We start from the raw sequence: 16,234 nt of genomic DNA, 5'->3' as shown, positions 1-16,234 counted from the left end.
GCGAACATGGTCCGCACGTGCGCCTCCCTTCCGGCGCGCCATCGATCCGGCCGTGCGGCCGACCAACCGACTCCGACGGAGGAATCCCCGTGACCGAGCTTCTGCGCAACTTCATCGGCGGCGACTACGTCGACGCCCGAGGCGACGAGGCGCTCGACCTCGTCGACCCCGCGACCGAAGCGGTCTACGCCCGCGCGCCCATCTCGACCGGTGCCGACATCGACAGTGCCTACGACGCAGCCGCCGCGGCGTTCGAGCAGTGGGGCGAGACGACGCCCGCCGAACGGCAGCTGGCCCTCTTCCGGATCGCCGACGCCATGGAGGAGCGGGCCGAGGAGTTCGCCGACCTCGAGTCGCAGGACACGGGGAAGCCGCGCGCGAGCCTCGTGGACGACGAGATCCTGCAATCGGTCGATCAGCTGCGCTTCTTCGCCGGTGCGGCACGGAACCTCGAGGGGCGCGCCGCAGGCGAGTACCTCGCCGATCACACCTCGTACGTCCGTCGCGAGCCGATCGGCGTCATCGGCCAGGTCGCACCATGGAACTACCCGCTGAACATGGCGGTCTGGAAGATCGCGCCGGCGATCGCCGCGGGGAACACGGTCGTCCTGAAGCCGTCCGACACGACGCCCCTCGCGACGCTGAAGCTCGCAGAGGTCGCCGCCGAGTTCCTGCCGGCGGGTGTGCTCAACGTCGTGACCGGCGACCGCGCGACCGGTGCCTCGCTGCTCCAGCACCCGACGCCCGAGATGGTCGCGATCACCGGCTCGGTTCGCGCGGGCATGGAGGTCGCGCGAGCCGCGGCATCCGACCTCAAGCGCGTGCATCTCGAACTCGGCGGGAAGGCGCCCGCGATCGTGTTCGACGACGTCGACCTCGAGGCCGCGGCCGAGGGGATCGTCTCGGCCGCCTACTTCAACGCCGGCCAGGACTGCACGGCGGCGACGCGCGTGCTCGTGCACGAGTCCGCGCACGACGAGCTCGTCGCGGCCCTCGTCGAGCGCATCCGGACGAGCGCCCGCACCGGCGGTCCGCGCGAGGACGGCGTGTTCTACGGCCCGCTCAACAACCCGACCCAGCTGGCGAACGTCTCGGGCTTCATCGACCGCCTGCCCGATCACGCCGACCTCGCCGTCGGCGGCCGACGCCAGGGCGATCGCGGCTACTTCTGGGAGGCGACCGTCGTCACGGGGCTGCGCCAGGAGGACGAGGCCGTGCAGCGCGAGATCTTCGGCCCGGTGCTGACCGTGCAGTCCTTCCGCGAGGAGCGCGACGCGCTCGCCATGGCGAACGGCGTCGACTACGCGCTCGCGGCCTCGGTGTGGACGCGCGACCACGGGCGGGCCATGCGGTTCGCCAAGCACCTCGACTTCGGCTGCGTGTGGATCAACACCCATATCCCGTTCGTCTCGGACATGCCGCACGGCGGCTTCAAGCACTCCGGGTATGGCAAGGACCTCTCGCAGTACGGCTTCGAGGACTACACGCGACTGAAGCACGTCATGAGCTTCATCGGCTGAACCAGCCGCTCGGTGCCAGACTGGACCCCATGGTCGATGGTGCGGTGCGCCGCCGGGACGAATCGGGTTCCCCGGAGTGGGACGTCGTCGTGGGGGCGCGCTTCATCACGGCCGTCGCGGCGCCGGCCCCGGACCGGGTCCTCGCCCGACTGGCCGAGGCGACCGGCCAGGCCTCGCTCGAACTCGAGGAGCTCGTGGCGCGGATCCCCTTGGGCCCGGGCGGGGTCGAGCACTTCGCACTGGTGTGGTGGCCGGCATCGGGGGACCCGCTCACCGCGATCGTGCGCGGCGGGGCCGTGATCGACCTCGCCTCGCCGGGCGGGGCACGCCGACTCGACTCGCGTGGCATCACGCCGTGGCACCTCGCCGAGTTCACCGCCGTGTCCAGGCTGCGAATCGCCGGCGCGGACTCGCCGCTCGACGAGGTACGACAGGCCGGACTTCGCGGAACACGGGTGCCCGCCGATCGCGCGGCCTTCCGGGCGTCGGCCGTGGAATGGTCGTGGCGCGAGGTTCCGGTCAGCCCCGATTCGCCGGCGAGCGACCCCGATCTCGACACGAGGCTGGCCCGGCCGTGGCGCGGAGCGCGCGACCGGCGCCCACCCACGTCCGGGGTCCCCACGGCGCCGATGCCCGTCGTCGACGACGACACCGTCCGATTCGTCCGCGGCGACCCGGCCGACGCCGACACCATCCTCACGAGCGCGGCCCGGGCCCGCCTCGCCGACCGGCGGGCGGACGATGCCGGGGCGCATGCCGAGGCATCCGTCGCACCGGAGGGCGCCGTCCGCCGGCCGGCGACACCGCGCTACCGGATCATGGGCGGCGAGGCGGGCGAGGTGTCGGTCCCGGTGCTCATCGGCCGGAGCCCGAGCGCGCCCCGGGTCGCGAGCGGGGAGGTCGTGCTCGTGCGCGTCGACTCGGCGGCCGGAGTGGTCTCCGCGACGCACCTGGAACTCCGGATGGAGGGCGACCGACTCGTCGCGGCCGACCTGCGGTCGACCAACGGCACCGTCGTCCGCACGGCCGCCGGTCAACGCCGCCTGCGCCCCGGCGAGTCGCTCGTGGTCACTCCCGGCACGAGTCTGCAGCTCGGAGGGGATACGATCGTCGAGATCCTCCCGTCACTCGGGAGCGTCGACGCATGAACTCGATCGGACACTGGGGGACCGGGTGACGCAGATCGGCAACGGCAACAGCCGTCACACGGTCGCGCTGCCCGACGGCACCGAGGTGACGCTCGCCTGGGCGGCCGCGACCGACACCGGACTCCGCCGTGCCGTCAACGAGGACAGCTTCGTGGCGCAGGCGCCGCTGTTCGCCGTCGCCGATGGGATGGGCGGGCACGCCGCCGGCGACTTCGCCAGTGCCGCCGTCGTCACGCGACTGGCCGAGCACGGCGGCAAGTCGTCGGTCGGCACGGCCGACATCGACGGCGCGCTGAAGCTCGCGGTGCGCGACATGGGGCGGGGCGCCGGAGTCACCGACGAGGGGAGCGGAACGACCGTCACCGGGGTGGCACTCGGCGTCATCGGCGACGAGCCCGCGTGGATCGTCTTCAACATCGGCGACTCGCGCGTCTACCGCCTCGTGGGCGGCGCGCTCGAGCAGCTCACCATCGATCACTCGATCGTGCAGGAGCTCGTGGATGCCGGCCAGATCACGCGCGAGGAGGCCGACACCCATCCGCACTCGAACGTGATCACACGCGCGGTCGGGTTCCACGAGGCGCCGATCCCCGACTACCGGGCGATCCCGCTCGAGGAGGGCATGCGCATCCTCGTGTGTTCCGACGGCTTGACGAAGGAGCTCACGCCCTACGGCATCCGCCACTTCCTCATCTCGGGCCGTTCCCCCGAACAGGCCGTTCGGCAGCTCGTCGAGGCCGCCGTGGGCAACGGCGGTCGCGACAACGTCACGGTCGTCGTGGTCGACGTGCTGCGGGTGCAGCGGCCGTCCACAGCAGACGACCGCGGCTGATCCCGTACGACGCACCCGACCCTAGAATTGGGGCGATGCCGGGGTGCCGCACCCCGGGAAGCATCGCACCTGAGGCTGGCGGGAGGATCGTGACGAGGCGACTGCCGTCGACGCCGCCCAACCTGCCGGGGTTCTCGTTCATCCGGGTCCTCGGGTCGGGTGGGTTCGCGGACGTGTTCCTCTACGAGCAGAACATGCCGCGACGGCTCGTCGCGGTGAAGGTCCTGCTCGCCGAGGTCGTCAACGACGAGGTCCGACAGATGTTCCAGGCCGAGGCGAACCTGATGGCGCAGCTGTCGAGCCATCCGTCGATCCTCACCGTGTACCAGGCGAGCGTCGCCGCCGACGGTCGTCCGTACCTCGTCATGGAGTGCTGCTCGGCGACCCTCGGGCAGCGCTACCGCGCGGTGCAGCTCCCGCTCGCGGAGGTGCTCTCGATCGGCGTCCGAATCGCGAGCGCCGTCGAGACCGCGCACCGCCAGGGCGTGCTGCATCGCGACATCAAGCCGTCGAACATCCTGACCACCGCCTACGGCCATCCTGTGCTCTCCGACTTCGGCATCGCCGCGACGCTCGGCCAGGCCGAGGCGAGCGACGCGGTCGGACTGTCCGTGCCGTGGTCCGCCCCCGAGGTCCTCCTCGACGAGGTCGCCGGGACCGTCGCGAGCGAGGTCTGGTCGCTCGGCGCGACCGTGTACTCGCTCCTGGCCGGCCGCAGCCCGTTCGAGGTCCCCGGGGGTGACAACGGCACGGTCGCCCTCGTCGGTCGGATCGAGAGGGCCAAGGTCCCTCCCACCGGTCGACCCGACGTCCCGCGGAGCCTCGAGGCCGTCCTCGCCCGTGCGATGTCCAAGCGGCCGGCCGACCGTCAGGGGAGCGCCCTCGAGTTCATCCGCGACCTGCAGGCGGTCGAGGAGGAGCTCGCGCTCCCGCAGACGCAGCTCGAGGTCGCGATGGACGACTGGGCGCTCGCGACGGCGGTCGACCTCGACGAGCGGACTCGCATCGGCGCGGGCACGAGCGTCGCCGCGTCCTCGGGTCGGTCCCGACGACGCCGGTCCGGTGCAGCCGGCCGTCCCGTTCCGCGCAGCCTCGACCCGCACTCCCAGGGGTCGCTGTCCGGGCGCGCCCGCAGTACGCCGCCGTCGACCGGGCGGCTCATCCTGGGCGTCGCCATCGCCGCCGCGGTCTTCGTCGGCCTCGTCGTCGCCGGTCTCCTGACCGTCGCGGGGAGTGCGGGCGACATCCCGGTCGTCGCCGATCTGCGGGCGAGCACCGACGGCGCGACGGTGCGGTTCTCGTGGGACGACCCGGGACTGCGCCAGGGCGACGCCTACATCGTCACGGTGCAGGGGCGGTCCTCCGCCCCGCAGCGTGCCGCCGAGTACGCCGTCAGCCTCGACGAACCGGGAACGGTGTGCGCCACGGTCAGCGTCTGGCGCGACGGCAGGACCGGCGAGCCGAGCGCCGAGCGCTGCACCGAGGTGGACGAGGTACCGCGGTGAACCTGCGGAGCCTGTGGCGTCGGCGTCGGTCCGCGATCGTGACCGGGGCCTCGATCGCGGCGATCGTCGCGCTCGTGGCCGGGGTGGCGGTGGCGTCCGGCGGTTACACGGCGCAGCGAGTCGACCTCGGGGATGCCTCGGTGTGGGTTGCGAACGACGGACGGCAGACGGTCGGGCGCGCCAACACCGCCGTGCACGAGCTGAACGCGGTGGTCGACACCGGGGGCGCGCGCTCCGAGGTCGTGCAGAGCGGTGCCACGGTCCTCGTCATGGACCGCGATCGCGCCAGCGTCGGGATCGTCGATCCGACCACGTCGACCGTGACGGCCACGGTCGCCGTCCCGGGAGACGCCGAGATCGCGCTCGCGGACGACCGCGTCGTCATCAGCGCGGACGGCGACCTCTGGGTGTGGCCGGTCGAGGAGTTCGCCGCATTCGATGCCGAAGCCGATCCCGCACTGTCGTTCGGACCCGGCTCGGTCATCTCCGTCGACGAGTCGGGACGCATCCTCGCCTACACGCCGACGACCGGAGTGGTCTCGCGGGTGTCGGCAGCCGACCCCGATCGGACGCAGGCCAGGTGGCAGGTCGAGCCGCTCGACGAGGACGTCGAGACGCAGCTCACCTCCGTCGAGGGCAGGTGGGTGATCCTCGATGAGGACGCCGCCGCCGTCACGCTCGAGGGCGGGAGCCGGATCTCACTCGAAGGACTCGCGGAAGCCGGCGACGAGCCGGTGCTGCAGCGGCCCGCGACGACGGGCGACGTGGTGCTGGTGGCCACGCGGGAGCGCCTGCTCGAGCTCCCGTTCGACGGCTCCGAACCCGTCGAGCTCGCCGATGGGCACGACGGGGAACCCGCCGCGCCCTTCGTCCATGGAGACTGTCGGCACGCGGCGTGGGGCGACGGCACCGCATGGCGCGACTGCGACGGTGGGACCGGCTCGCCGCTGAGCCTCGTCGGCGCCGAGGGCGCGCTGTCGCCGGACTTCCGAGCCAACGGCGAGACCGTCGTCCTGAACGACCGGCGGTCGGGCCGGACCTGGGCGGCGTCCGCGGACTACGAACTCATCGACAACTGGGAGGACCTCCTCGCGATCGACCGCGACGACGAGACGGTCGAGCAGAACGATCCGGACGCGACGCCGACGATCGAGAAGGCTCAGGTGGCACCGGTCGCCCTCGACGACGAGTTCGGTGCCCGGCCGGGACGGACCACCCTGCTGCCCGTCCTCCTCAACGACTACGACGCCAACGGCGACGTCCTCATCGTCTCTTCTGTGGACGGAGAACTGCCCGAGGGCGCTCGACTGGACCTCGTCGCAGATCGGCAGCAGGTGCAGGTCACGCTCGGCGAATCGGCCCGCGACGCCTTCGAGTTCGGCTACACCATCGACGACGGTCGCGGCGGCACCGCTCGAGCGATCGTGAGCATCACCGTGCGGCCACCGGAGGAGAACGAGGCGCCGCGGCAGGTGCGCGAGAGCCGCGCGATCGTCGAGCAGGGCGGACGGGTCACGACGGCAGTGCTCGGCGAGTGGGTCGACCCCGACGGCGATCCGATCTTCCTCCGTCGCGCGAGCGCCGAGGCGCCCGACCGCGTCTCGTCGACGGCCGACGGGGTCGTGGTCTTCGACGAGACCGGCGGCGGCGCATCGCGGACGGTGTCCCTCGCCGTCTCGGACGGTCGGGACGAGGGCGTCGGTGCGATGGTCGTGAGCGTGCGGGCGCCGGGCGAGGCGCCTCTCATCGCCGAATCGTTCGTCGCGCTCGCCACCGCAGGCGAGGAGATCGAGCTCGAGCCGCTCCGTCATGTTCGCGGGGGAACGGGGATGCCGCGTCTCACAGCCGTCCCGTCGAAGCCGGAGGCCGTGATCACGCCCGACTTCGACGCGGGGACCTTCCGGTTCCGGACCGATGCCGTCCGCACGCACTACCTCGAGTACACGGTCACCGACGAGGGACGCACGGCGACGGGTCTCGTGCGCGTGGAGGTCGCGGCGCCGCCCGAGCGCGACACCATCCCGGTCACAGTGCCCCACACGGCGCTCCTCCGGCTCGAGCAGCCCATGGAGGTGGATGTCCTCGCGTCCGACATCGACCCCACGGGCGGCCTGCTCATCATCACCGGCCTCGCGGACGCGGTCGATCCCGCACTCCGGGTGGAGGTCGTCGAACACCGCGTCCTCCGAGTCACCCTCATGCAGCCGCTCGCGACCGGCTCCACGACCTTCGAGTACCACGTGAGCAACGGACTCGCGGACGCGACGGGATCGGTCACCGTCGTCGAAGTGCCGAGGCCCGATCAGTTCCAGCCGCCCGTCGCCGTCGCCGACACCGCGTCCGCACGTACCGGCGACGTCATCGACATCCCGGTGCTCGACAACGACGAGCATCCCGACGGCGACCGACTCACCCTCTCGCCCGAGCTCGTCGAGGAGCCCGAGGACGGGCTGCTGTTCACCTCGGGGGCGCGCCTGCGCTATCACGCGCCGGACCGACCGGGCGAGTTCCAGGCGGTCTACCGCGTCGAAGGGCCCGACGGTCAGTTCGGGACCGCTTCCGTCCGGATCACCGTCCGCGACGCTGACGCGGAGAGCAATTCGCCGCCCGTCCCGCGCACCGCGACGGCGCGCGTCCTCGCCGGCGGTTCCGTGCGGATCCCGATCACGCTCGGCGGAATCGATCCGGACGGCGATTCCGTCCAGTTGATCGGCCAGGAGTCCAACCCCGAGCGCGGCACCGTCGTCGACCGGGGAGCGGACTGGCTCGAGTACCGCGCCGGTGACTACTCCGCCGGCACCGACACCTTCGAGTACACCGTCGTCGACGCCCTGGGAGCGCGTGCGACGGGAACCGTGCGCGTCGGGGTCGCCCCCGGACTGGAGGGGGCGCGGCATCCGGTGGCCATCGAGGACGAGATCATCGTCCGGCCCGGGCGCACGGTCGCCGTTCGCGTGCTGGAGAACGACACCGACCCCGACGGCTCGGCGCTGAGCCTCATCGGCGTGGAGGCGAACACCCCGGGCGCGGTCGTCGAGCAGGTGGACGACATGGTCGTCGTCGGCGTGCCCAACGGCCCGGGGCTCTACGGCGCCATCTACACCGTCGAGAACGAACGGCAGGCGACCGCCTCGAGCTACGTGCGCGTCACCGCCGACCCGGACGCGCCGCTCTCGAGGCCGCAGGCGGCCGACGTCGTGCTGAGCCTGACCGACGTGCTCGACGAGGAGGAGGTCGACGTCGACGTGCTCGACGAGGTCTTCATCGCCGACGCCGACGCCGCCGACGCCGACGTGGCCCTGATCCCGGGCTACTCCGACGGCGCGCGCGTCTCGGGCGGCACCGTGCACATCGAAGTCCAGGACCGCCGTCGCATCGTGCCGTACTCCGTCGCGCACCCCGACGATCCGGCACTGCGCGCCTACGCGTTCGTCTGGGTGCCGGGGCGGGACGATGCGCTGCCGCAGCTGCGCAGGGACGCTCCGCCGGTCGAGGTGACGACCGGCGAGGAGGTCGTGCTCGATCTGGAGGACTACGTGGTCGCCGCCTCCGGCAGACCCGTCCGGCTCACCGACGCAGCGACCGTGCGCGCGTCCCATTCCGACGGCAGCGAGCTCGCGGTGGACGCCGACACGGTCCGCTTCCGCAGCGAGCCCGGATACTTCGGTCCGGCGTCCATCTCGTTCACGGTGACGGACGGCGACTCCGCCGACGACCCCGAGGGCCGCACCGGAACCGTCGTGATCCCCGTCGAGGTCACGCCCCGAGCGGGACAGCCGCCCGCATTCGACGGCGGCGTCATCGACTTCGAACCCGGCCAGGAGAAGGCGATCGACCTCGAACGTCTCACCAGCCTCCCCGGCTCGGAGGAGGCCGACCTCGAGTATCGCGTCATCGGCGACGTCCCCGACGGATTCGGGGCGGCGCTGGACGGCACGGAGCTGCGCGTCCGCGCATCCGAGTCGACGCCGCAGGGAACCCGAACGTCGATCACCGTCGGCGTCTCCGCGGACGGGGTCGAGGGGACGCCCGGCAGGATCGAGCTGCGCGTCGTCCCGTCCACCCGTCCGCTGGCACGACCTGCACCGGACCTCGCGGTCGCGCCGCGGGGCCTCACGACCGCCGTCGACGTCCTGGACAACGACGCCGCAGGCAACCCGTTCCCCGAGACACCGCTGCGCGTCATCCGCGTTCGCGGGCTCGGGGCCGAGAACCTGCCGTCCGGCCTGACCGTCGTCCCGGATGCGGACCGCTCGCGCCTGTCGGTCACGGTCTCCGCCGGTGCCGAACCGGTCAACACGACGCTCGAGTACCAGGTCGCCGACGCCACGAACGACTCGAGTCGCTACGCGTGGGGCACGGTGACGATCTCCGTGCAGGATCGCCCGGACCCCGTCACCGACGCGCGCCTGACCGGATTCCGCGACGGCGAGCTCGACCTCTCGTTCGGCGCGGGCGCGTCGAACAACTCGCCGATCGAGGCCTACCGGATCAGCCTGCACGATCCCGACGGCGGTGGCGAGCTCGCCGCGTCGGAGTGCGCGGCGACCACGTGCACCGTGCCGACGCCCGGGAACGGGCCGGGGGCCGCGGTCCTCGTGCGCATCCAGGCGCGCAACGCGATCGGGCTCGGCGACCCGGTGCAGCTTCCGACCCCGGTCTGGTCGGACGTCATCCCTCCGGCCGCGTCCGGACTCCGAGCGGTGCCGCTCGACGGACGGCTCCGAGTCGAGTGGGTTCCGGTGTCGACGGGTGCGGGAAGTCCCGTCAGCACCTACGTCGTCTGGATCGCCGGCTCCCCGATCGAGGTCGACGCCGATCGCGCCTGCACGGCGTCCGTCTGCTCGGTCGAGTCGCAGGGACTCGTCAACGGCAGCTCGGTGAGCATCACCGTCAGCGCGCGGAACGGCGCCCTGCCGGCGCTCGCCGCGTGGACGGAGGCGAGCACGACCGGGACCCCGTTCGGCGCACCGGTCGCGGGTGGGATCAGCGTCGACGCCGATTCCGCCGCCGGGACCGTCGTCGTCTCGTGGCCGCCGTTCGGCGGGAACGGCGACGCCATCGGCGGATACTTCGTGCAGCGCCTCGTCGAGGGTGCGACGGCGATCCCCGGAGGGGCCCAGGCCTGCTCGGTGACGACCCCGGCGCCCGGCACGGTCGTCGCCCCGACCGTCGGCGGCACGGTGGCCGAGATGGTGCGCGTCGGCCCCGGCGCCTCGAGCGTCCGGTTCAGCGGCACCGATGCCGAGTCGGCGCGATACGGCTTTGTCGTCTGGGGCTGGAACCGGGCCGGATGCGTCTCGACCGAGGTGGCGTCGACCGTGGTCCGGCCCGCACCCGGCGCGGTCCAGGACGTCCGCAGCGCGATGGACTGGTCCAACGCGGAGACCTGGGACCGCTACATCGACGACGTCGACGGCGGCACGAAGCGGCTTCAGATCATCGCGATCGACGCCGCCGGCGCTCGCGTCGGCTCGCCGAAGGACTTCTCGGGATCCGGTTGGCTGCGCCAGCTGCTCAACCGCCCCTTCGGCCAGACGGCACGGTTCCAGGTCCGCAGCTGCACGGTCTGGGGCACGTGCGGCCCCTGGTCGGGGACCTTCCCGGCCGAGGAGTCGCCGACGCTCACCTTCGCGCTGCCGGGCCGGTCGTACGACGAGTCCACCTCCACCTGGTCGTGGACGGCCGCTCCGGCGAACAACGGCCTGCCGGCCGTGTTCCGGTGCGGCGCAGACGGCGACCGCGTCGGACGCACCGCCCAGGGGGCGACCTCCTGCCAGGTCGCCGGCGCGAAGCCCGGCGACCTCGTCTGGTTGGATGTTGAGGTCGCGGGCGTCACCGCGAGGTTCGAGTCCCGATGAGTCCGACGAGGAGCGCCGCATGACCATGACCCCCGAGGACGCCACCCGATTCGCGTCGAACCTCGACGAGCTCGTGGGAGCGGTCGAGGAGATCCTGCTCGGCAAGAACCGGGTCATCCGCCTCGCCTTCACCGCGCTCCTGAGCGAGGGCCACCTCCTCCTCGAGGACGTCCCCGGTACGGGGAAGACCTCGCTCGCACGCGCCATGGCGCAGTCCGTGGCGGGAACGAGCAACCGTGTGCAGTTCACGCCGGACCTGCTGCCCGGCGACATCACCGGCGTCTCGGTGTACGACCAGCGCTCGGGGGCATTCGAGTTCCACCCCGGTCCGGTCTTCGCGAACATCGTGCTGGCCGATGAGATCAACCGCGCGAGCCCGAAGACGCAGTCGGCACTGCTCGAGGTGATGGAGGAGGGGCAGGTCACGGTGGACGGCCAGACCCATCGCGTCGACCGGCCGTTCATGGTCATCGCCACGCAGAATCCCGTCGAGCAGGCCGGCACCTATCGGCTGCCCGAGGCGCAGCTCGACCGGTTCCTGATGCGTACCTCGATCGGCTACCCCGACCACGCGTCGACCATCCGGATCCTGGAGGGGACCGACCAGCGCGCTCACGACCACCGCGTGCAGTCACGACTCGACGCCGACCAGATCGTCGAGATGGCGGCGCTGGCGCGTACCGTCTACGTGGACCCCACCATCAACGACTACGTGTCCCGACTGGTCGACGCGACCCGCACCGCGACCGAGGTCCGACTGGGCGTGAGCGTCCGCGGGGCGCTCTCACTCGTGCGCGCCGCGAAGACCCACGCCGCTGGGCGCGGTCGTCACTACGTCGTGCCCGATGACGTCAAGGCGCTCGCCGAGCCGGTCCTCGCGCATCGGTTGATCCTCGATCCCGAGGCGGAGTTCGACGGCGTGACGGCATCGAACCTGATCGCCCAGGTGCTCATCGAGACGCCGCCACCCTCAGCGAGGCAGGCCGGGTGACGTTCCAGACCCGCACGTCCATCCCGGAGGAGGCCGCGAAGCAGGGCCTGCTCGCGGTGACGATCGCGCGCGCGGTCGTCGCGGTCCGGGAGGCGGCATCCGTCGTCGAGCGGTGGACGCGCGCGGGGCGCAGCGTCGTGACGCCCCTCGGGTGGGGTGTGGTCGCGGCATCCGTCGTCGCCCTGGTCCTCGGCTACGGGTTCGGATGGCTCGAACTCGCGATCCTCGGATGGGGTGCGGTGGTCGTGATCGCGCTCGCCTCGGCATGGCTGATCGGTCGCGGCGCCGGCGCGATCGAGCTCGCGCTCCCGGTTCCGCGCGTCTCGGTCGGCGAGTCCGCCGAGGCGCAGCTCGTCGCGCGGAACCCCGGACGCCGCCGATTCTCGGGTGCGCGGATCGAGGTGCCGGTCGGCCGGCGGGTGATCGCGCGGTTCGTGCCCGCGCTGCCGCGGGGCGGGATCTTCGACGAACGGGTGGCGATCCCGACCGAACGCCGCGGCGTCGTCCCGGTCGGTCCGGTCCGAACGGTGCGCGCGGATCCGGTCGGGCTGATGCGGCGCGAGATCGTGTGGTCAGAGGTGCGAATGCTGCACGTGCACCCTCGCACCGTCGCCGTGTCGGCGCTCAGCACGGGCTTCCTGCGCGATCTCGAGGGGTCGCCCACGCGCGACCTGACGGCGAGCGACATCGCGTTCCACGCGCTCCGCGAGTACCAGCCCGGTGACGATCGTCGGTACATCCACTGGCGGAGTTCGGCGAAGACCGGCACGTTCATGGTGCGCCAGTTCGAGGAGACGCGCCGCAGCCGGCTGATGGTGCTGCTCGACCTCGCAGCGGACGCGTACGAGGACGACGAGGACTTCGAGCTCGCGGTGAGCGTCGCGGCATCCATCGGCGCACGTGCCATCCGCGATGCCAGGAGCCTCGCATTCGTGGTCTCGGGGAGGGAACGGCCCCGTCGCGAGACCGTCGCGCGCCGCAGCCCCGGATCCGCACCGCAGGCCTCCGGCGGCGGTGCGCCCCGCCGCCGGCAGCCTGCCGTCGTGGAGCTGCCCACTGCGTCCCGGGACCGGCTGCTCGACGCGCTGTGCCTCGTCGAGCCCGACGACCGCGCGTCGAGCCTCGCCGACACGGCCCGCGCGGCCGCGGAGTCGATCTCGGGCGTCTCGCTGGCGTTCGTCATCACCGGGGGTGCGCGCGCGGTCGGCGAGCTGCGGCAGGCGGCCTCGCGGCTCCCGCTCGGCATCGAGACCGTGGCCGTGCGCTGCTCCGCCGAGGGTGAGGCGACCGCGCGATCCGTCGGTGGCCTCTCGGTCTACGGGGTCGGCTACCTCGAGGACCTCACGGCGATGCTCGCGAGGACGGCATCGGTGGCATGAGCGCGACCACCGGTGCCCGTCGCGAGCGCTCCTCGCGCCGTCCGCTGCGCCCCCGTATCGCCGGATCCAGCCTCGGCTCCGCGATCGTGAGCACCTCGATGGTCATCGTCCTGGTCGCCTCGGCGATGCTGCCCTGGTGGCCCATCTACGAGAGCCCGGCGTTCGTGCACGCGTCGGGGATCGCGATCCTCGCCGGCGCGGCCATCGGCTTCGCCGGCGCCGTCTGGTCGTGGCCGTCGTGGGCGGTCGCAACGGCCATCGCGGGCGCGTACCTCGTGCTCGGCGTGCCCGTGGCGGTGCCGTCGAGTGCCTACGCGGAGGTCCTTCCGACGGCCGAGGGCCTGGTCGAGCTCGTCGCTGCGGTCGCGCTGTCGTGGAAGCAGCTGGTGACGATCTCGGTCCCGGTCGGCTCCTACCAGTCGCTGCTCGTTCCGCCGTTCCTCCTCGGGATCGTCGCGACGGCGACGGCCCTGACGATCGCGCTGCGCACGTCGAGGCCGTCGGCGGCACTGCTCCCGCCGGCGGTGCTGCTGGTCGCCGGCATCGTCCTCGGCGTGGTGCACGACGATGCCGCGTTCGAGGCCGGCGTCGCCTTCCTCGTCGCCGCGGTCGCGTGGCTCGTGCGCGGCGGCATCGCCGAACGCCGACGGGTCGCTTCGGACCGATCGGCCGAGTCGGCGCTGGCCGACGTGCGACGGATCATCGGCGCGACGGTCGTCGCGGCGGTCGCACTCGTGGGTGCGACCGCGGCGACCTTCGCGCTCCCGCCGGGGCCGCGGGACGTCGTCAGGGCGGAGCTGCGGCCGCCGTTCGAGCCGAACGACCACGACAGCCCGCTCGCCGCGTTCCGGGCGGCGTTCGCGCCGGAGGTGGCCCAGATCGAGATGCTCCGGGTCGAGGGGCTCCCGGCCGGTGCGGGCCTGCGGATCGCGACGCTCGACACGTACGACGGCATCGTCTACTCGGTCGGCGGAAGCGACCGCTCCGGCGCATCCGGGCAGTTCTCGCGGCTCGCCTACCGACTCGACCAGTCGGCGACGCCGGGCGAGGCGGTTCGCCTCGACGTCACGGTGCTCGCCTACGACGACGTCTGGGTGCCCGGCGTCGGCCAGCTCGAGCGCATCTCGTTCGGAGGCCCGCGCGCGAGTGACCTGGAGGACGGGTTCGCGTACAACGATGTGACGGGCACCGCGGGCGTGCGTTCCGGGCTGCGAACCGGCGACGTGTATGCGGCCGACTCGATCGCGTGGGTCGACCCGGTCGAGCTCGCCGCGCTGCGGCCCGGCGGCGCCGTCCTCCCGGACTCCCCGGACCCGCCGGATGCGCTCGTCCGGCTGCTCGACCGCTGGACGCGGTCCTCGGACGAGCCGGGGGTGCGACTCGGTGCGGTCATCGAGGGATTCCACCGCGAGGGCTACGTCAGCCACGGCGTCGGCGAGGACGCGGTTCCCAGTCGTTCCGGCCACGCCCTCGACCGGATCGAGGAGCTCGCGACCGCCAAGCCGATGGTCGGCGACGGTGAGCAGTACGCCGTCGCGGCCGCGATGCTCGCCCGCTCGATCGGCTTCCCGACCCGCGTGGTCGTCGGCTACCTGCACGCCGACGACGATCCGGATGGCGCGCAGTCGGGCGACGTCGTCTTCCGGAGCGGGGACCTCCAGGCGTGGATCGAAGTCCAGGCGGAGGACGGAGCGTGGATCGCGATCGATCCCAATCCGGAGGTCCGGCCCATCCCCGAGCAGCAGCCCGACGAGCCGACGGTCGTCTCCCGACCGCAGTCGGCGCTCCCGCCGCCCGAGGACCCGACGCCCGTCGACGACCTCGCAGCCGAACCGGATTCGGGTTCCGAGGATCCGGATCGGGGGAATGCGTGGCTCGACGCGGTCCTCGCCGTCCTCCGCGTCGCAGGCCTCGTGCTCGCCGCACTCGCCCTCCTCGCCAGCCCGTTCCTCGCCGTCATCGCGGCGAAGACCCGCCGCCGTCGCCTGCGGCGACGAGCGGCGACCCCCGAGGAACGGATCGAGGGCGGCTGGGAGGAGTTCGCAGACCAGGCGAGCGACTACGGATACCCCATGCCGCAGACGGCGACCCGTGCCGAGCAGGCCGCCGTCGTCGGCGGACTGGGTCCTGCCGTGCTCGCGTCGGTCGTCGACCGGGCCGTGTTCGGCCCCGACGGACCGCTCGACGGCGACGACGAACGCGTGTGGGCCGCCGTGGAGGAGCTGCAGCGTCGCATGGACGCGCCGCGGTCCTGGCTCGAACGCGCGAAGGCGCGTGTCTCGCTCGGCTCGCTCGGCGGCTACGCTGGCTCGCGGAAGGGAACCGGGTCGTGAACTGTCGGATCTGCGGTGCGCCGCTGCCCGAGGGCGCGATGTTCTGCGGTGAGTGCGGGAGCTCCACCTCCGCGACACCCGAATCGCGTCGCCCCCAGGACCCCCGTCCCGGAGACACGTTCGTCATCCACCGGTCCGACTCCGGTGTTCTGAGCGTCTCACTCGGCGAGACCGGTGGTGCCGGCTCGGAGGACGCGGTCGACACCATCGAGGTCGAGGGGTCCGATGCGGACGCACCGACGGGGTCGCCGCCGCCGGAACCCCCTGCCGAGGCATCCGCCCGGTTCGTGCTGACCTTCACCACCGGCGAAGTCGTCACCGTCGACGGCAGCGGGCTCGTCGGTCGCAGGCCGCTCGCGCAGCCCGGAGAGGCCTTCGACCACCTCGTGCAGATCGTGGACCGGGGCTTGTCCGTCTCGAAGACCCACCTCGAGTTCGGTGAGCACGAGGGCGAACTGTGGGTCGCCGATCGGTTCTCCGCGAACGGCACCGTGGTGCGCCGGCCGGGCGAGGGCGGCGTGCGGTGCGAACCAGGCCGTCGGGTCCTGGTGCCGAGGGGCAGTCGGGTGGAGATCGGCGAGCAGGCCTTCGTCGTCGGCTGAGGCCCTCACGTTCCGCCCTGGCCCCTCCTCCACCCGCGGCCCGCCGTCCAGCGAGTCCGCAGC

General features: G+C 72.5%; 9 protein-coding genes. All 9 read left to right on the top strand.

Features of this window, described 5'->3' with window-relative positions:
• Nucleotides 1-83 precede the first annotated feature (83 nt).
• The 9 genes from ACIQH8_RS01110 to ACIQH8_RS01070 all read left to right on the top strand — a co-directional run bounded on the left by ACIQH8_RS01110 (nucleotide 84) and on the right by ACIQH8_RS01070 (nucleotide 16,171).
• Nucleotides 84-1,520: an aminobutyraldehyde dehydrogenase gene (locus ACIQH8_RS01110; protein ID WP_400995668.1), complete on the top strand. Its 1,437-nt coding sequence runs from the start codon at nucleotides 84-86 to the stop codon at nucleotides 1,518-1,520.
• 29 nt (nucleotides 1,521-1,549) lie between these two features.
• On the top strand, nucleotides 1,550-2,668 hold the full coding sequence (locus ACIQH8_RS01105; protein WP_400993732.1) for an FHA domain-containing protein: 1,119 nt from the start codon (nucleotides 1,550-1,552) through the stop codon (nucleotides 2,666-2,668).
• Between the two features lie 25 nt (nucleotides 2,669-2,693).
• The gene (locus ACIQH8_RS01100; protein WP_400993730.1) at nucleotides 2,694-3,500 is read left to right on the top strand and encodes a PP2C family protein-serine/threonine phosphatase; all 807 of its coding nucleotides are present in this window, start codon (nucleotides 2,694-2,696) and stop codon (nucleotides 3,498-3,500) included.
• Nucleotides 3,501-3,589: 89 nt separating this feature from the next.
• Nucleotides 3,590-5,005, top strand: coding sequence for a serine/threonine-protein kinase (locus ACIQH8_RS01095; protein WP_400993728.1), 1,416 nt, complete (start codon nucleotides 3,590-3,592; stop codon nucleotides 5,003-5,005).
• The gene (locus ACIQH8_RS01090) at nucleotides 5,002-10,866 is read left to right on the top strand and encodes an Ig-like domain-containing protein (protein ID WP_400993725.1); all 5,865 of its coding nucleotides are present in this window, start codon (nucleotides 5,002-5,004) and stop codon (nucleotides 10,864-10,866) included. The genes ACIQH8_RS01095 and ACIQH8_RS01090 overlap by 4 nt, the downstream gene beginning before the upstream one ends.
• A 19-nt stretch (nucleotides 10,867-10,885) precedes the next feature.
• Complete coding sequence (locus ACIQH8_RS01085; protein ID WP_400993723.1) at nucleotides 10,886-11,857, top strand: AAA family ATPase; 972 nt, start codon at nucleotides 10,886-10,888, stop codon at nucleotides 11,855-11,857.
• Nucleotides 11,854-13,236: a DUF58 domain-containing protein gene (locus ACIQH8_RS01080; RefSeq protein ID WP_400993720.1), complete on the top strand. Its 1,383-nt coding sequence runs from the start codon at nucleotides 11,854-11,856 to the stop codon at nucleotides 13,234-13,236. Before ACIQH8_RS01085 ends, ACIQH8_RS01080 begins: the two co-directional genes overlap by 4 nt.
• Nucleotides 13,233-15,569, top strand: a complete 2,337-nt coding sequence (locus ACIQH8_RS01075; RefSeq protein WP_400993717.1) for a transglutaminase domain-containing protein — start codon at nucleotides 13,233-13,235, stop codon at nucleotides 15,567-15,569. Before ACIQH8_RS01080 ends, ACIQH8_RS01075 begins: the two co-directional genes overlap by 4 nt.
• Nucleotides 15,566-16,171 carry an FHA domain-containing protein gene (locus tag ACIQH8_RS01070; protein WP_400993714.1) on the top strand — a complete coding sequence of 202 codons (606 nt, stop codon included), beginning with the start codon at nucleotides 15,566-15,568 and terminating at the stop codon, nucleotides 16,169-16,171. The genes ACIQH8_RS01075 and ACIQH8_RS01070 overlap by 4 nt, the downstream gene beginning before the upstream one ends.
• Nucleotides 16,172-16,234 lie beyond the last annotated feature (63 nt).

The sequence above is a fragment of the Agromyces sp. GXQ0307 genome, from assembly GCF_044769845.1.
Classification (GTDB): Bacteria; Actinomycetota; Actinomycetes; order Actinomycetales; family Microbacteriaceae; genus Agromyces.
Note: the sequence above shows the minus strand (reverse complement) of the source record. Positions and strands in the feature narration are given on the sequence as shown.